Origin of the sequence: Streptomyces vastus (assembly GCF_039532825.1) — a bacterium.
Taxonomy (GTDB): Bacteria; Actinomycetota; Actinomycetes; order Streptomycetales; family Streptomycetaceae; genus Streptomyces; species Streptomyces vastus.
On the sequence record NZ_BAAASJ010000014.1, the window covers coordinates 67,392 to 85,288 of the forward strand.

Annotated in this window: 12 protein-coding genes; 9 read left to right on the plus strand and 3 right to left on the minus strand. The window is 68.7% G+C overall.

Annotation, left to right across the window (positions count from 1 at the left end):
* Window positions 1-247 precede the first annotated feature (247 nt).
* Window positions 248-1,477: a glycosyltransferase family 39 protein gene (locus ABD357_RS05090; protein WP_344387746.1), complete on the minus strand. Its 1,230-nt coding sequence runs from the start codon at window positions 1,475-1,477 to the stop codon at window positions 248-250.
* Between the two features lie 260 nt (window positions 1,478-1,737).
* Here ABD357_RS05090 and ABD357_RS05095 point away from each other — a divergent pair, with 260 nt between their 5' ends.
* Window positions 1,738-3,354: an MFS transporter gene (locus ABD357_RS05095; protein WP_344387748.1), complete on the plus strand. Its 1,617-nt coding sequence runs from the start codon at window positions 1,738-1,740 to the stop codon at window positions 3,352-3,354.
* A 236-nt stretch (window positions 3,355-3,590) separates the two neighbouring features.
* Window positions 3,591-4,781, plus strand: coding sequence for an acyl-CoA dehydrogenase family protein (locus ABD357_RS05100; protein WP_344387750.1), 1,191 nt, complete (start codon window positions 3,591-3,593; stop codon window positions 4,779-4,781).
* Window positions 4,782-4,821: 40 nt separating this feature from the next.
* Here the strand turns inward: ABD357_RS05100 and ABD357_RS05105 are convergent, their stop codons facing one another.
* Entirely contained in the window at window positions 4,822-5,265 is a 444-nt protein-coding gene (locus ABD357_RS05105; RefSeq protein ID WP_344387752.1) for a cell division protein SepF, read from the minus strand.
* Between the two features lie 574 nt (window positions 5,266-5,839).
* Here ABD357_RS05105 and ABD357_RS05110 point away from each other — a divergent pair.
* Complete coding sequence (locus ABD357_RS05110; protein ID WP_344387754.1) at window positions 5,840-6,742, plus strand: S1 family peptidase; 903 nt, start codon at window positions 5,840-5,842, stop codon at window positions 6,740-6,742.
* 116 nt (window positions 6,743-6,858) lie between these two features.
* Here the strand turns inward: ABD357_RS05110 and ABD357_RS05115 are convergent, their stop codons facing one another.
* Entirely contained in the window at window positions 6,859-7,734 is an 876-nt protein-coding gene (locus ABD357_RS05115; RefSeq protein ID WP_344387755.1) for an alpha/beta fold hydrolase, read from the minus strand.
* A gap of 89 nt (window positions 7,735-7,823) precedes the next feature.
* Between ABD357_RS05115 and ABD357_RS05120 the strand changes: the two genes are divergently transcribed.
* The 6 genes from ABD357_RS05120 (at window position 7,824) to ABD357_RS05145 (ending at window position 17,893) form a co-directional block, all read left to right on the plus strand.
* A complete protein-coding gene (locus ABD357_RS05120; RefSeq protein ID WP_344387837.1) occupies window positions 7,824-8,870 on the plus strand; it encodes a slipin family protein in 1,047 nt (348 codons plus the stop codon).
* Window positions 8,871-9,156: 286 nt separating this feature from the next.
* On the plus strand, window positions 9,157-10,239 hold the full coding sequence (locus tag ABD357_RS05125; protein ID WP_344387756.1) for a S1 family peptidase: 1,083 nt from the start codon (window positions 9,157-9,159) through the stop codon (window positions 10,237-10,239).
* Window positions 10,240-10,677: 438 nt separating this feature from the next.
* Window positions 10,678-11,484 carry an ABC transporter ATP-binding protein gene (locus tag ABD357_RS05130; protein ID WP_344387757.1) on the plus strand — a complete coding sequence of 269 codons (807 nt, stop codon included), beginning with the start codon at window positions 10,678-10,680 and terminating at the stop codon, window positions 11,482-11,484.
* Window positions 11,481-12,242: an ABC transporter permease gene (locus tag ABD357_RS05135; RefSeq protein WP_344387759.1), complete on the plus strand. Its 762-nt coding sequence runs from the start codon at window positions 11,481-11,483 to the stop codon at window positions 12,240-12,242. The genes ABD357_RS05130 and ABD357_RS05135 overlap by 4 nt, the downstream gene beginning before the upstream one ends.
* Window positions 12,243-12,257: 15 nt before the next feature.
* On the plus strand, window positions 12,258-13,037 hold the full coding sequence (locus tag ABD357_RS05140; RefSeq protein ID WP_344387761.1) for a MerR family transcriptional regulator: 780 nt from the start codon (window positions 12,258-12,260) through the stop codon (window positions 13,035-13,037).
* A gap of 1,403 nt (window positions 13,038-14,440) precedes the next feature.
* Window positions 14,441-17,893, plus strand: a complete 3,453-nt coding sequence (locus ABD357_RS05145) for a DNA polymerase III subunit alpha (protein ID WP_344387762.1) — start codon at window positions 14,441-14,443, stop codon at window positions 17,891-17,893.
* Window positions 17,894-17,897 lie beyond the last annotated feature (4 nt).

The window sequence follows — 17,897 nt, forward strand, 5'->3', positions numbered from 1 at the left end:
TCGACGTTACAGCGAGTGAGCTCTGCGCAACGCCGGAGCGCGCTCTTTGTGATGACGATGTGATGTGGGATTCCTCTCAGGAGGGGGTTTATCGCCGGTGATAATGGATTCTACTGAGTGCGCCGTCCCTGCAATTCCATTGCTCCATCCAGTGAGTTGTTTTTGGTGCGTCTGAATTTGTTCACCAAAAGCTTGCACGCAATTTCCCCAGTGCTCATCACGGGTCAGGGGAGGGGCAGGGAGGCGGTCAGGGCGGACCGGAGCCGTTCAGCCAGAACGCGCCGTACGCCGCCGACACCACCGCCACGCCCCCCAGCACCCACGCCGACCTGGACGTTCGCAGCCGGGCCACGGCCAGTGCCAGGGGCAGGAGCAAAGGGAAAGCGGGCAGGAGCAGGCGCGGTTTCGAGCCGAAGTAGCTCGACGCGCACAGGGCGAGCGCGGTGACGATCCCCGCGTACACCAGCAGCGGCAGCGGCTGAGCCTGTCGTACACAGATCACATACAGCCAGATCACCAGGGCGACCCCGACGATCAGCCCGAGCCCTGCGAGCGCGGAGGGAAACGACGTGAACTTGTCGCCGGCGAACCGGGCGAAGGCGTAGCCGCCGTCGAAGCCGTTGCCCCAGCCCGCCTGGACGTCGAGATAGCCCAGCGGGCCCCTGCCCGTGTGCTGCCCGACCCACAGGACGTAACCGGCGGCGCCCAGCGGTGCGAGGAGCATGCCCAGGGCGCGCCGCCACAGGGACGCGCTGTCCGGTGCCGGACCACTCCGTTCCCGTACGGACGAATCCCGTACGGACGAATCCCGTACGGACGAATCCTGCGCGGACGAGCCCCGTACGTACGAGGCGATCGCCGCCGCCCACACCGCAGCCACCACCGCGGCGCCCACCGGGCGGGTCAGGCCGGCGAAGGAGGCGAGCAGGCCCGCCGTCAGCCAGCGGCCGGTCAGGACCGCGTACAGCGACCAGGCCGCGAGCGCCGTGAACAGTGACTCGCTGTACGCCATCGACTGCACGATTCCGACGGGCAGCACCGCCCACAGCAGTACGGCACAGACGCCGGCCCGACGGCCGTAGACATGGTCCGCGACCGCGAAGACGCCCCAGGCCGCGGCGAGTGACGCCAGCGTGCTGATCAGCAGGCCCGCGTCCGCGTACGACAGCGGGGTCACGGCCGATACGGCCCGCTCCAGCCACGGCAGCAGCGGGAAGAACGCCAGGTTGGAGTGCACGTCGCCGTTCGGGAGGCGCACCTCGTAGCCGTAACCGAGTTCCGCGACCCGCGTGTACCAGAGCGAGTCCCAGCGTGCCGTGAGCAGCTGGTGCGTGCTCTTGTCGCGGGTGGCGCTCCACAGGGCGAGCGCCACCAGGCCAAGCGCGCGGACCGCCGCGTACCCCAGCAGGGCGGGGGCGACGCGGCGCGGCCACGGCCCTGGACGGGCCGGCGCGACAGGCGTTTCAAGATCGGTCACGGGCTCGATTATGGGCCGCGCCCGGAACCGGGTGGCCCCGCCGGGCGTGGTCGGACAGGGGGAGCGTGGCGCATGCCACACGTTGTCTGTGAGGAACGTGAGAGACCCGCCACTGGCCACTGGCGGGATCTCGCGTACTCTGGCGTACTCACTCGCCTTTGTTGCGTGAGACCGGGACACCGCTCCTCCCGGCCGCAACCGCAGGGAGTCCCCACCCCGCGGATCCGCCGAACGCGAGGGAACATCTGGGAGGTACGTGCATGTCCGGGACGACCACGGCCGCTTCGCGTCGCCGTCGGGAGGCCGGGGCCGGTGCAAACCGCTGGGTTGTCCTCGTCGTCCTCTGCGTCAGCCTGCTGCTGGTCGCCGTCGACGCCACCGTGCTGCATGTCGCGGTGCCCGCCGTCACCGAGGATCTCAAGCCCGGCGCGATCGAACTGCTCTGGATCGTCGACATCTATCCGCTGGTCTGCGCCTCGCTGCTGATCCTCTTCGGCACGCTGGGCGACCGGGTCGGCCGCAGACGGATTCTCCTTCTCGGATACGCCCTCTTCGGCGTCGCCTCCGCGCTCGCGGCCTGTGCCGACAGTGCGCACGTCCTGATCGCGGCGCGCGCCCTGCTCGGTGTCGGCGGCGCGATGATCATGCCCGCGACGCTCTCGATCCTGCGGCAGGTCTTTCCCGACCGGCGCGAACGGGCCCTCGCGATCGGCGTCTGGAGCGCGGTCGCCGCGGTGGGCGCGGCCGTCGGACCGCTGCTCGGCGGATTCCTGCTGGAGCACTTCTGGTGGGGTGCGGTCTTCCTCATCAACATCCCGCTGATGCTGGTCAGCCTGCCCGTCGGGCGGCTGTTGCTGCCCGAGTCGACCGGGGACGGCAAGGGGCCGTGGGACGTCGTCGGCGCGCTGCTGGCCGCCGCCGGACTCTTCGGCGTCGTCCTCGGCGTCAAGCGGCTGGGCGCCGGCGAGATGCCGCTGAGCGCCTCCACGGTGGCGCCGCTGCTGGTGGGGGCCGGGCTGCTCGTCGCCTTCGTACGGCGGCAGCGGCGGCGCAAGCATCCACTCGTCGATCTTCGGCTGTTCGCCAGGCCCGCCTTCAGCACGTCCGTCGGGTGCATAGTGCTCGCCCTGCTCGCGCTGGTCGGTCTGGAGCTGATCGCCGCGCAGTATCTCCAGCTTGTGCTGAAGCTCTCGCCGCTGGAGACCGGGCTGCGGCTTGTGCCGCTCACCTTCGCCGCGATGGCCGCGGGTCTTGTCGGCGCGAAGCTGCTGCACCGCTTCGGGCCGCGGACCATGGTCAGCCTCGGCTTCTGCCTCACCGCAGCCGCCGTCATCATGCTCACGGGGATGGGCCGCCACGACAACGCTCCGCTGCTGCTGGCGGGGTTCGTGCTGCTCGGGTTCGGGCTCGAGGTGACGTTGTTCGGGGCGTATGAGTCGATGCTCAGCGAGGCTCCGCAGTCGCAGGCCGGTGGGGCCGCTGCGATCGGGGAGACGTCGTATCAGCTGGGTGCGGGGATCGGCGTCGCGCTGCTCGGGAGCGTGATGAATGCGGCGTACGCGCCGGGGCTTTCCTCTGTGCAGGGGGTGCCTGCTGCGGATTCGGCTGCGGCCAGTCATTCCCTGGGTGAGGCGTACGAGGTCGCTGCTCGGCTCGGCGGGGGGCCGGGGGAGGCGTTGCGGCATGCTGCCCGGGACTCGTTCGTGCACGGGCTGCATGTGACGTTGCTCGTCAGTGCGGTGCTGCTGTTGCTCGGGGCGGTGATGGCTTTGCGGTTGCCGCGCGCCATGGAGTGCGAGTCGCCTGCGGCGGGCTTGGCTGAGGTGCCTGCGCCTCGGGAGGCTCCGGCACACCTGCGGGCGGAGTCTTCCGTCTGAGCGTGCGTTGTGGCTGCGGTCAGGGCTTCTCCCACCCACGCACCGCCCGTTTCAACTTCGCTGACCTGTGGGTTTCCTGTGGGGGTGCGGCGCGTTGGCGGCTGCGGGTTCGCGGTTCGCGCTCGCGGGTCGCGGGTCGCGGGCGGGAACACGCTCTCGACTTGCGTGACACCGCGTCGTAACGTCAGCCGTGCGTTGTGGTTAACAGTGCTAGTTTTCGCCGTCGGAGGCCTCCCATGTCCGCTGCCTCGAAGTTGCCGTCCTTCGATCCCGCCGACCCCCTCGGACTCGACGAGCTTCTCGAGCCGGAGGATCTGGCGATTCGGGACACCGTGCGGGACTGGGCCGCGGATCGGGTGATGCCGTACATCGCCGAGTGGTACGAGTCGGGGGAGCTGCCCGGGGTCCGGGAGTTGGCACGGGAGTTGGGGGAGATCGGGGCGCTGGGCATGTCGCTCAGCGGGTACGGGTGTGCGGGGGCCAGCGCTGTGCAGTACGGGCTGGCCTGCCTGGAGTTGGAGGCCGCCGACACCGGGATCCGGTCGCTGGTGTCCGTGCAGGGGTCGCTCGCCATGTACGCGATCCACCGGTTCGGGTCCGAGGAGCAGAAGCAGCGGTGGCTGCCGCCGATGGCCTCCGGTGAGGTCATCGGGTGCTTCGGGCTGACCGAGCCGGATCACGGGTCCGACCCCGGGTCGATGCGTACGTACGCCAAGCGGGACGGGACCGACTGGGTCCTTAACGGGCGCAAGATGTGGATCACCAATGGCTCGGTCGCCCAGGTCGCCGTCGTCTGGGCGCAGACCGACGACGGGATCCGCGGCTTCGTGGTGCCCACCGACAGCCCTGGCTTCTCCGCGCCCGAGATCAAGCACAAGTGGTCCCTGCGGGCTTCGGTCACCAGTGAGCTCGTACTCGACGATGTGCGGCTGCCCGCCGATGCCGTACTGCCCGAGGTCACCGGGCTGAAGGGGCCGCTCAGCTGTCTCTCGCACGCCCGCTACGGGATCGTGTGGGGTGCGATGGGCGCCGCGCGGTCGAGTTTCGAGGCGGCGGTCGAATACGCGAAGACGCGTGAGCAGTTCGGGCGGCCCATCGGCGGATTCCAGCTCACCCAGGCAAAGCTCGCCGACATGGCGGTCGAACTGCACAAGGGGATTCTGCTCGCCCACCATCTGGGGCGGCGGATGGACGCGGGACGGCTGCGTCCCGAGCAGGTCAGTTTCGGCAAGCTCAACAACGTACGAGAAGCGATCGAGATCTGCCGTACCGCGCGCACGATCCTGGGCGCCAACGGGATCTCGCTCGAATACCCCGTGATGCGGCACGCCACGAATCTGGAGTCGGTGCTGACCTACGAAGGCACCGTCGAGATGCACCAACTGGTGCTGGGCAAGGCGCTCACCGGACTCGACGCCTTCCGGTAGCCCTCAGGCTCCGGAAGGCGGGGCCGGTGAGCGGCCTTGCCTAGCTCTGGTTGAAGAAACCGTCGGTCCGACGGCCCACCGGCTCCCCGCTGACGATCTCGGTGTCGGCGGGGGTCAGCAGGAAGACACGGTTCGACACACGCTCGATCGAGCCGCGCAGGCCGAAGATCAGGCCGGCCGCGAAGTCGACGACGCGCTTGGCGTCGGTCGGCTCCATGGCCGTGAGGTTCATGATGACGGGCACGCCGTCCCGGAAGAGCTCGCCGATACCACGGGCGTCCCGGAAGCTGTCCGGGGTGACCGTGCCGATCCGGCGGCCCTTCTCCTCAGCCGCCTCCGACGCCACCTTCACCCGCGGATCCGTGACCCAGGCATCCCGGGGCTCGGAACCTTCGGCGTAGTCGTCGTCGTAGTAACGCTCGTCATCGTTGTTGTTGTCGTCGACGAGGCCAAGCCAGGCACTCGCCTTGCGCACCGATCCCATGGACGCCTCCTCTCGCAGCGGTCTTATCTCTTTCCGCCTCCCCATGGTCGTCCATGATGCGGATGTCGCGCCAAGGGGATAGACGCCGCGCGGGGGTTTCGTGACGGTACTGGTGCACAGGGAATTAGTCGAGAGCCCGCGTTTCCCAAGGGCCGTACCGTGTACGGCTGCTGACTAAGAGTGAAATATGATTCTTCACGGCGTATGGGTGACGGTCGGAGCGTACGGGTGAACGAGGTGGTCGATCCGGCGCCGTAACTGACCGTCTGACGGTGATTCAACGCCTGTCGAGGGCTGTCTGACGGTGAGTTCCGGGGAATACCCTGGGCATATTGATTGCCGCGGGGGAGCGCAATCTGGCCTCTGACCTCAGCAACCTCTGCGGGGCGTACGCAAGTTGAACGCTGCACGGCCGAAAGGCGCCCTTGCGCAGGTCGGCCGGGCGGTCGAATATTCCGTCCAGCGCCTGCCAGGCGCACAACGTGTTCGGAATCCGGACATGTGGCTTCTGGCTGCGCCTCACGGGCCCCGACCCCACGCGGGCCCCCGACTTCCCATGTGGAGGAACGAAAAAGTGAGGACCAAGCGCACCACCCCCCGCAGCGGCATAGCGAGACGCACCCGGCTGATCGCCATCGGTGCCGGACTCGTGGCCGCGGCCGCCGTCACCGTCCCCAACGCGAACGCGAGCGACGCACAGACCTTCAGCACGGCCCAGCTCAAGAAGGCCGGCGCCTCGGTACTCCAGGCCGATGTACCGGGCACCGCCTGGGCGGTCGACTCCAAGACCAACAAGGTCATGGTCACCGTCGACAGCACCGTCTCCGACGCGGAGATCGCGAAGATCAAGGAAGCGGCGGGCGGCAACGCCGACGCCCTTCAGATCAAGCACACCCCGGGCAAGTTCAACAAGCTCATCCAGGGCGGCGACGCCATCTATGCGAGTAGCTGGCGCTGTTCCCTCGGCTTCAACGTCCGGAACAGCAGCGGTACGCAGTTCTTCCTGACCGCCGGTCACTGCACCGACGGCGCCGGCACCTGGTACTCCAACTCCGGCCGCACCACGGTCATCGGCTCGACCGCCGGCTCCAGCTTCCCGGGCAACGACTACGGCATCGTGCGGTACTCCGGGTCCGTCAGCAGGCCCGGCACCGCGAACGGCGTGGACATCACCCGCGCGGCCACGCCGAGTGTGGGCACCACCGTCATCCGTGACGGCTCCACCACCGGTACGCACAGCGGCCGGGTCACCGCCCTGAACGCGACCGTCAACTACGGCGGCGGTGACATCGTCTCCGGTCTGATCCAGACCAACGTCTGCGCCGAGCCCGGCGACTCCGGCGGCTCGCTCTACGGCAGCAACGGCACCGCGTACGGCCTGACCTCAGGCGGCAGCGGCAACTGCTCCTCCGGCGGCACCACGTTCTTCCAGCCGGTCACCGAGGCCCTGAGCGCCTACGGAGTCAGCGTCTACTGATCGGCGCGCACGGCACGAAGCAAGGCACGAAGGAACACAGCGCAGCACGCAGCCAGCAGTGGACGAGCTTCCGCACCTAGGTGGGTGCGGGGGCTCGTCCTCCTCGTTCGGGCCGTTCAGGCGGACGCTCGCGGCGCCAGCCAGTCGAGTACGTCCGGAAGAGCCTCCAGGGCCGCGAAGTGACCGGCCTCCGGGTCCAGTACGGGCCGGACGCGCGGGATGCGCTCGGCCAGCCACTCGAAGTGGCTCACCGGGGAGAAGGTGTCCTGGGCGCCGTGCCACAGCAGTACGGGCCGGGTGATCGCCGCCGGGTCGAAGCCCCAGTTGCTCAGCAGGGCGAGATCGTCGTCGATCCAGCCGTACGCCGAACTGCGCAGCGCCTCGCGGAAGGTGCGCAGCAGCATCTCGCTGATGGCGGGCCGGGCGATGATCCGCCGGTCGGAGTCGGTGAGGCCGTCGCGGATCGACACGAGGAGCTGGGCCGGGTCCTTGCGGATCGCGGCGGCCCGCGCGGAGATGCGCTCGGCGAAGTCCAGTGGGTCGGTCAGCGCCTGGGTGAACTCCTCGACGTTGGACTCGGCCATCCCGTCGAACCAGCGCAGCCCCTTCGCGTCCGGCGGTGCGAGACTCATCATCGCCGCCGTGCGCCGCACCCGGTTCGGCAGCAGCGCCGCGCAGGCCAGCGCATGCGGGGCACCGCCCGAGCGGCCGAGCACCGCGAACCGGCCGAGCTTCAGCGCGTCGGCCACCGCGGCCACGTCCCGCGCGGCGTGGGCCACCCGCCGCCCCGGGCCACGGTCCGAATCCCCGTACCCCGGGCGGTCGTACGCGATGAACCGCACCCCGGGGCGCGCGGCCACCAGATCCTGCGGCACCGCCCCGGACCGGCAGCCCGGTGTGCCGTGCAGCACCACCACCGGCGTACCGTCCGGGTCGCCCCACTCCTCGATCGCCAGCCACCGTCCGTCCCGCATCCGAATGCCGTTCGGCACCTGCGTCCTCCATCTCCCCTTCGCGTCCGCCCCGGAGTTACCGTCGAAGTACACACCTGATGCGCCCGACACGGACCCTGGGGGTCGCAATGATCGAGGAGCTGGTGACGGCCGGAGTGACTCTCGGATCCGTCGGAGCGGTGTATGTGATGGCGGCGGCCCGTGTGGTCAAACAGTACGAACGGGGCGTGGTCCTCCGGCTCGGCAAGCTGCGATCCGAAGTGCGTGGTCCCGGATTCACCATGATCGTGCCCTTCGTGGACCGGCTCCAGAAGGTCAACATGCAGATCGTGACGATGCCGGTGCCCGGGCAGGAGGGGATCACCCGGGACAACGTCACGGTGCGCGTGGACGCGGTCGTCTACTTCAAGGTGGTGGACGCTGCCGATGCGGTCATCCGGGTCGAGGACTACCGGTTCGCGGTCGCGCAGATGGCGCAGACGTCGCTGCGCTCGATCATCGGCAAGAGCGAGCTGGACGATCTGCTCTCCAACCGCGAAAAGCTCAACCAGGGCCTTGAGTTGATGATCGACAGTCCGGCCGTGGAGTGGGGTGTGTCCATCGACCGGGTCGAGATCAAGGACGTATCGCTGCCGGAGACGATGAAGCGGTCCATGGCGCGGCAGGCGGAGGCCGACCGGGAGCGGCGGGCCCGGGTCATCAACGCGGACGCCGAGCTGCAGGCCTCCAAGAAGCTGGCCGAGGCCGCCGGGGTGATGTCCGACCAGCCCGCCGCGCTCCAACTGCGGCTGCTGCAGACCGTGGTGGCGGTCGCGGCCGAGAAGAACTCCACGCTAGTGCTGCCCTTCCCGGTGGAACTGCTGCGTTTCCTGGAGCGTGCGCAGCAGCCGGCGCCGCCCGCGCAGGAGCAGCCTTCGCTGCCCTCCCCGGAGTTGTTCGCCCAGCTGCAGAAGCTGTTGTCGCAGCCCCAACAGCAGTTGTCCGAGGCGAAGGAGCACTCGGCCGGGCCTTCGTCCGAGTCGCCCTCGGAGTCCTCGCAGGAGTCGTCGTCCGAGCCGGATCGGCCGGTGCCGTCAGCGCCGTCGGTGGTCGAGCAATCGCTGCGGGAGCAACTCCCGCCGGTTCCCGAGCCGTTCGATCTGGACACCGGAGGGTCGAAATCCGGACAGGTGTAGTCCTCACGGAGCGCCAATAGTTACTCGCCCGTAGTGCATGCCGCGGGTATTGACGTGGTGTTTATTCCGGCAGTTCAACGCGCGTCAACCTGCGGGGGGCGCACGCTCGTTGCCGTATGCGCGTCCTGAAGTAGACCTTGTGTGCTCCCCGTAAGGATCGGAATAGTGGGCGCCGTCCGTTGGCGTGGACGTGGCTTTTACTGTTTGTCGTGTTCATGCCCGTACACCTTCCGGTCGCGACGGCCCCCACAGTCGCCGCGGCCGACCCCCCACAGGAGGACGTAAGTTGAAGCACCGACGCATACCCAAGCGGCGTGCCGCCGTGGCCGGTGCGGGCATCGCCGCACTCGTGGCCGCGGGAGTCACCTTCCAGTCCGCGAACGCGAGTGAGACCACGGCCGCACCCGCACCCGAGACTCTCTCGGTCAAGGCGGCCGGAAAGCTCGCCTCGACGCTCGGCAAGGACCTCGGTGCCGACGCGGCGGGAACGTACTACGACGCGAAGGCCAAGAACCTCGTCGTCAACGTGCTCGACAAGGCCGCGGCCGAAGCCGTCGAGTCGGCGGGAGCCAAGGCCAGAGTCGTCGAGAACTCCCTCGCCGAGCTGAAGAGCGCCCGTACGACGCTGAAGCAGGACGCGACGATTCCCGGCACCTCGTGGGCGACCGACCCGACCACGAACAAGATCGTCGTCACCGCAGACCGTACGGTCAAGGGCGCGAAGATGGCCCAGCTGACCAAGGTCGTCGAGAAGCTCGGCGCCAAGGCCGAACTGAAGACCACGAAGGGCGAGTTCAAGAAGTTCATCGCCGGCGGTGACGCCATCACCGGTGGCGGCAGCCGCTGCTCGCTCGGCTTCAACGTGGTCCAGGGCGGCGAGCCGGCCTTCCTGACCGCCGGTCACTGCACCGAGGCGATCACCAGCTGGTCGGACGCGGACGGCAACGTGATCGGTGAGAACGCCGACTCCAGCTTCCCGGGCGACGACTACGGCCTGGTCAAGTACACCGCGGACGTGGAGCACCCGAGCGAGGTGAACCTCTACAACGGCTCCGCCCAGGAGATCACGGGTGCCGCCGAGGCCACCGTCGGCATGGAGGTCACCCGCAGCGGTTCCACGACCCAGGTGTCCGACGGCACGGTCACCGGCCTGGACGCCACCGTGAACTACGGCGGCGGCGACATCGTCGAGGGGCTCATCCAGACCGACGTCTGCGCCGAGCCCGGTGACAGCGGCGGCTCGCTCTTCTCGGGCAGCAGCGCGATCGGCCTCACGTCGGGCGGCAGCGGCGACTGCACCTCCGGCGGCGAGACCTTCTTCCAGCCGGTCACCGAGGCCCTCGAGGCCACCGGTACCGAGATCGGCTGACAGCTCCACCATCGCGCTCCATCTCGCTCCATCGCCACGAAGGGTCCCGTCCCCGCTCAGCTTCTGCGGGGGCGGGGCTTTCGCGTTTCCGCGCGCTTCTCGGTGTTTGCGCAGGTGGGGAGCGGTAACTGGGCAGGGGGAGGGGCTTGGACGGCTTCCGGACGGATGTGACCGTTCGCGCTTGTTGGCGATTGAGGCTGGATGGCTTCGCTGCTCACGCGCCTTTCGTTCACGCGGGTTGGCGGGTCTTGTTCGCGATTGCTGGCGAGAGAAGGGGCTTAGCTGGTCACGAAGAGTGCTTGACCGGACATCGGTGCCGGCGATCTGGATGCCGCGGTCGGAGCCGACTTGACCTTGACGCTGGGTCAACCCTCCATCCTTCCAGCAGGAGCTTCCTCGCAGACGCGTGGAACAGCTCCGCAAAGGAGGCAGATGACCATGACGGCCCAAACGATCGCCGGTCTGGCGATGCGCGTGCAGGGTCTGGAGAAGTCGTACGGGAAGCTCGAAGTGCTGCGCGGTGTGGACTTCGACGTGGCGCCAGGCAGCATCTTCGCCCTGCTCGGCTCCAACGGGGCGGGCAAGACCACGACCGTGAGGATCCTCGCCACGCTCCTGAAGGCCGACGCGGGGACGGCGAGCGTCAATGGCTTCGACGTCGCCACGCAACCGGCGAACGTGCGGGAGTCCATCAGTCTCACCGGGCAGTTCGCGGCCGTCGACGAGATCCTCAGCGGTCGGGAGAACCTCGCCCTCGTCGCCAGGCTGCGCCACCTCAAGGACCCGGGCGCGATCGCGGATGACCTGCTGAGGCGTTTTTCGCTGAGCGAGGCGGGCGCGCGGCGAGTGTCCACCTACTCGGGTGGGATGCGCCGCCGGCTGGACATCGCGATGAGCCTCATCGGGAATTCGCCGGTGATTTTCCTGGACGAGCCGACGGCCGGACTCGACCCCGAGGCGCGCATCGAGGTGTGGGATGCGGTCAAGGAGTTGGCCGGCCACGGGACGACGGTGCTGCTCACCACGCAGTATCTGGACGAGGCTGAGCAGTTGGCCGACCGGATCGCGATCCTCCACCAGGGTCGGATCATCGTGAACGGCACCCTCAACGAGCTCAAGCAGCTTTTCCCGCCCGCCAAGGTCGAGTACGTCGAGAAGCAGCCGACTCTGGAGGAGATCTTCCTCGCGGTCATCGGCGGCGACAAGAGCGACGCCACTGGCACGACAACTGGGGGACAAGGGTGACCGCGTACTTCTTCAGCGACACTGCCGCACTCACGGGGCGGACCCTGCGCCATGTCACACGCAGCATGGACACCATCATCACGACCGCCATCACACCGGTCGCCATGATGCTGATGTTCGTCTACGTGTTCGGCGGCGCCATTGATACCGGGTCGGTTTCGTACGTGAACTACATGCTGCCCGGCATCCTGCTCATGACCATCGCATCGGGCATCTCCTATACCGCGTACCGGCTGTTCACCGATGTGAAGAGCGGGATCTTCGAGCGATTCCAGTCCATGCCGATCGCGCGGTCGGGTGTGCTGTGGGCCCACGTCGTCACCTCTCTGGTCGCCAACCTGATCGCGCTCGTGCTCGTCGTGGGCGTCGCTGTGCTCATGGGCTTCCGCTCAGGGGCAGGAGTATTGGCATGGCTCGCGGTCGCCGGCATCTTGCTCTTGTTCACCCTGGCGCTGACCTGGCTCGCCGTGATCCCCGGGCTCTCCGCATCGTCGGTCGAGGGAGCGGGCGCGTTCGCCTACCCGCTCATCTTCCTGCCGTTCGTCAGCTCGGCGTTCGTGCCCACAAAGACGATGCCTGGCCCGGTGGGCTGGTTCGCCGAGCATCAGCCGGTGACGTCGATCGTCAACACGATCCGTGCTCTGTTTACAGGGCAGCCGGTCGGCGACGACATCTGGATCGCGCTCGCGTGGTGTGTGGGCATCCTCGTCGTGGCGTACGTCTTCGCGATGGCCGCCTATCGCCGGAAGATTGCCTGAGGCAGGCTGAGATCCATGCTCACCATCAGCCAGCTGGCGGCGTATGCCGGGGTGACGGTACGGGCGGTACGCCACTACCACAAGATCGGGCTGCTGCCCGAGCCCGAGCGCGACCGGTCCGGGTACCGGACCTACGATGCCGCCGCGGTCGTGCGCCTGATCCGGATCCGCACCCTGGCTGATGCCGGCGTGCCGCTGGCCAAGGTGCAGGAACTCCTCGACGCCGGCCCGGAGGAGTTCGCCGACGGCGTTCAGGAGATCGACAAGGATCTGCGCGCCGAGATCCGGCGGCTGCAGGGCACCCGCAGCCGGCTCGCCCGGCTCGCCGCCGGAGAGCACCTGGCGCTCCCGCAGAGCGTCGTGGACTACCTCGACCGGTTGCGCGGTCTCGGCGTCGGGGAGCGGTATATCGAGCTGGAGCGGGATGCCTGGATCATGATCGCCGCGCAGGTGCCGGACCTGATCGACTCCGTGATCGCCAAGAAGCACGAGGAGCTGGACGACCCCGACATGGTGAGGCTCTACAGCTTCTTCACCGGGGAGCCCGACTGGCGGGCTGGCGATCCACGGATCGTCGAGGTCGCCGACATCCTGGAGCGCCTGATGATTCGCGCTGTGGAGGCCGGCGAGGTGGGGGCCGATGACTTCGACGATCAGTTCGTCGACTTGATGGACTCAACGATGCTTGAGTCCGCACCGGGCGCCGAACTGGTGTTGGCGATTCTGAAGGAGCGTGGCTGGAGGGGCTGGACCCGCATTGAGCGAGTGCCTGCCGACAGGCTGCCGCCATCTTGAAGTGTCAGGCCAAGGGGCTGGTGTGACGTTGTTCGGGGGTGTGCTGGTCGGGGCGGCAGTCTGCCGTGCAGATCGTCACTCACCGACAGGGCCAGTGGCTGCAAGCCCGGCTGCGTACTCATCCAGGAGCGGTCCGAGGGATCGGACGTAGGGGTCCCGCCGGGCAAGGAGCCTCGTCATCGTCTCTCCCACTGGACTTCGACGGGCGAGCGCTGCGCCGGCGCCGAACGTGAGCGGGTCGATGGTGGGGGCGAGACGCCACTCACTCCCGGTGAGTTTCGACCAGACGAGCGCAGACGCGCACTCCTCCAGCCGACTCGGAGTCTCGCTGAGCCCTTGGTGGGCCTTCGCCCCAGGCAGACCGCTGATCAGTTCCGCCCAGTCTTCGCGGGACCTGCGTGCGGCCGTGGCGTCGTCGGACAGTGTCGCGCGGCGCCGCAGACGACGGCCCAGGGGGCCGGGCGACCAGATCCGGGTCCGGGAGATGCTCAGTTACCTGGCCGCAGCCCTGCCAATCCATACCGGCGCTGGGGCCCGGCTGCTCGCCGTGCAGTGCGCTCTACGCATGGACTCTCAAGGGCGGGTCCGGCTGCCGACTGGGGTCCTGCGCAGCCTTCGCCTCGGTCGTGATCCGCTGCCGTGGAGCGAACTGGAGCAGGCGCGGTGGCTCCGTAGAACGCCGACCACCCCGGGCCCTGCCGACAGGATGGTGGTTGCCCAGATCTTCGACGAAATGTTGTTTGCTCCCGCGCGTCCAGACCGCAGGAGCGCTGCTGACTGGGCGCTGCGCATGGCGAAGGCGGCTGTGCGGGCACCGAGGACCCCCTTGTGCGGCTGACCGCCCTCTGCCTTGCGGCACACACGGACCCATCGGCCGGTCGAGGGTGTGCTGAGGCGGACCGGATCGCGCGTGAGTGCGGACTCGTCCCTGTGGCTCTGTTTCCAGTGCTCGACCGGATGGCGGCATCCCTCGTCTCCTGGAGCGTGGCCCTTGTCTCAGGAGACCTGTGCTGGGAACTGCTGCCGAAGGGCGGTCAGTGTCAGCAGGCGGTCGGCCGATCGGACGGCGGTGGGAATCCCGGGGGCTGACGCGACCGCCCGGTGCTTGATCCATTACGGAAGGTGTCGGTCGGCTGTGAACCGTTGCCCGTCCGCCCCGTCCTGAGTTGCTGCATCACGCCTGCGTGAGGTGCGTCGCAGGGGCGATTTTTCCAACTGCTCTGCCTGGTTGGGGAGGTGACGGGGTGGTGCCCGTTTCGTTCGTTGCTCACCTCGCCAAGTAATCGCTGGTGTGTTCGAATCTAGTCGCTGGCCGGGGCTGATGGGGTTAGAGTAATCGAACGAGCGTACGATGAACATATCGGGTGTATCACTGAAAAGGGGTGGAGTGATGGAGGTGTGGCATGACGGGCTTCGCCCATCTGCACGTCGCGTCCGGTTACTCCGCCCGCTACGGTGCATCCCACCTCGAGCAGCTCGCCCGGCGGGCGGCCGAGCGGGGCATGTCCGCGCTCGCGCTCACCGACCGGGACACGGTCACCGGGGCCGTCCGGTTCACGCAGGCCTGCGCGAAGGACGGGATCCGGCCGCTCTTCGGCGTCGATCTGGCAGTGGAAGCCCTTGCGCCCTCGCCACCCGCCCAGCGTCGCCGCACCCCGGCGCGCGGCGGCGCACACGTTGTCGAGCCGCCGTTGCGGTTCGTGCTGCTCGCGCAGAACCGGGCGGGCTGGGCGCGGCTGTGCCGCATCACGTCGGCCGCCCACGTCGGTGCCGTGTCCGGTATGGCGCCGGTGGTGCCGTGGGAGGCGCTGCGCGAGTACGGCGGTCCCGGCCTGACCGTGCTGCTCGGACCGCTCTCGGAGCCTGTGCGGGCGCTGTCGGTGGGCCGGGAGGACGTCGCGATGAAGTTGCTGGCGCCCTGGAAGGAGATCTTCGGAATGGGGGTCCGATTGGAAGCCGTTGCGCAGAAACGTTTCGGCATCGGTCCGGGATCCCTGCGTCTGGCCGCCCGCACTCTCGCCCTGGCCGACCGCGCCCACACCCCCGCCGTGCTCTCCAACGCCGTCCGCTACGCCGACCCCGACCAGCACCGCCTCGCCGACGTCCTGGACGCTGCGCGACTACTGAGGCCGATCGACCGGCGTCGCCTGGACAGCGGACAGCGCTGGCTCAAGGGCGAGCGAGGAATGGAAACCGTCGCGCGAATGATCGCCGAATGTGCCGGAGGGGACATTCGGCGGACCCGCCGCCTGGTAGCGGATACTGCCGCCACGGCGGCCGAGTGCACCGTCGATCCGGTGGCGGACCTCGGGCTCGGCGCCCGGCACTTCCCGGAACCGGCGCTGTTCGGCGCCGAGCCCCGAGCGGGCGCAGCCGCGCAGCTGCTGCGGCGGCGGTGCGAGGCGGGCATGGTTCGACGCGGCCTCGACCGTGACCGAAGGGCGCTCGACCGGCTGGAGGAAGAACTCAAGGTGATCTCCGCGCTGGACTATGACTCGTATTTCCTCGCCGTCGGCCAGGTCGTGGCCGACATCCGGGCCAAGGGCATCCGGGTCGCGGCCCGCGGCTCCGGCGCCGGCTCGATGGTCTGCCACGCGCTGGACATCGCCACCGCCAACCCGCTCGACCACCGTCTTCTGTTCGAGCGCTTCCTCAGCGTGCGCCGGGCCTCGCTGCCCGACATCGACATCGACGTGGAATCCGCCCGACGGCTGGAGTGCTACGACACGATCTTCGAACGGTTCGGCAAGGAACGGGTGGCGGTCACCGCGATGCCCGAGACCTACCGTGCCCGCCGGGCATTGCGTGACACCGGCCTGGCCCTCGGCATCGCACCCGCGGACGTAGACCGGATCGCCAAGAGCTTCCCGCACCTCCGCGCCGCCGACATCACCGGCGCCCTCGCCGAACTGCCCGAACTGCGCCAACTGGCTGCCGAGGCGCACCGCTACGGTCCGCTGTGGGAGCTCGCCGAAGGCCTCGACTCCCTGGTCCACGGCATGGCCATGCACCCCTGCGGCGTGGTCATCAGCGACGCCACCCTCCTGGACCGACTGCCGGTGCAACCCACCCCACAGGGTGATTACCCCATGGCCATGGCCGCGAAGGAGGAGATCGAGGCGCTGGGCAATATCAAACTGGACGTCTTGGGCGTCCGGATGTTGTCCTCAATGACTCATGCGATCACCGAGATCGAACGGGTGACCGGCAACCGCATCGACCTGGACGACCCGAAGCAGGTGCCGCTCGATGACGTCTTCGCATTCAAGCTCATCCAGGACAGCCGGACCCTGGGCCTGTTCCAGTTGGAGTCGCCCGGCCAGCAAGACCTGCTGTCCCGGCTACAGCCCCGCAATTCGCAGGACGTCATCGCCGACATCAGCCTCTTCCGCCCCGGCCCGGTCGCCGGCGGCATGCCCGAGCGCTACATCGCCGCCCGCCACGGCGGCACACCGTCGTACGCCCATCCGGACCTGGAGCCGGTGCTCGCCGACACCTATGGCGTGACCATCTGGCACGAGCAGATCATCGAGACCCTGTCGGTCATGACCGGCTGCGACTACGCGCTGGCGGAGATCGCCCGGCGGGCGCTCGGCGACAAGGAGCGGCTGCCGCAGATCAGGGAGTGGTTCCACGGCCTGGCACGCGCGCGCGGCTACAGTGCGGCGGTCCGGGACGAGGTGTGGAAGACCGTCGAGGCCTTCGGCGCCTACGGTTTCTGCCGGGCGCATGCGGTCGCCTTCGCCGTACCGGCTCTGCAGAGCGCCTGGCTCAAGGCGCACTACCCGGCGTTCCTGCTGGCAGGCCTCCTGGAACACGACCCCGGTATGTGGCCCAAGCGCGTCCTGGTCGCCGACGCCCGCCGGGGCGGCGTACAGATCCTGCCCGTCGACATCAACCGTTCCCAGGCGAAGCACACCGTGGAGAAGACCGACGGAGACCAGTGGGGCGTGCGGCTCGCGCTGTCCGCGGTGCACGGCATCAGCGAGGAGGAGTGTGCTCGGATCGAAGAGGGGCAGCTATACGGATCGCTGTCGGACTTCTGGCAGCGGGCACGCCCCAGCAGGCCGGTCGCCGAACGCCTCGCCGAGATCGGTGCCCTGAGCTGCCTCCACGACGGCCGCCTCACTCGGCGTGATCTTCTGCTCCAGATCGCCGAGTTGCACCGGCAGTCCCGCACCCGTTCTGCGCACGAGGGGCAACTGCCCATCGGCGCGGGCGCTGTTGGCGGAGCAGAGCCGAGCGGCCTGCCGGAGATGACCGGACGCGAAGCCATGAGCGCGGAATTGAGCACTCTGGGCATCGACGTCTCCAAGCACCTGATGGAGCACCACCACCGCCTCCTGCGGGAGATCGGCGCGACCGACGCGGCGCACCTGGCCAGCCTGCGCGCCGGGCAGCAGGTCCTCGTCGCCGGTGTACGGGCCTCCACCCAGACCCCGCCGATCGCCAGCGGTCGGCGCGTCATCTTCGTCACCCTGGAGGACGGCTCCGGCCTGGTCGACCTGGCCTTCTTCGAGGACTCCCATCCCGCCTGCGCGCACACCGTCTTCCACAGCGGGCTGCTGCTGGTGCGTGGCACGGTCCAGGTGCGCGGCACCCGCCGTACCGTCGTCGGCACCATGGCTTGGGACCTGGACGAGATCGCCGCCGCCCGCCGCGACAACGGCCCCGAGGCCGCCCTCGCCCTCCTCGGCGAGAGCCGCCCGCACCCGACCCCCGCCCAGCCGCAGCGCACCTTGGCCAACGGCGCCACCGGTGCCCGCCTCCACCCCTACGCCGACCTCCAGCCCGCCGGCACCCGCTCCGCCGACCTGAAGAAGTTCGGCCACCGCAGCCCCGGGAGCGCGGGATGAACGA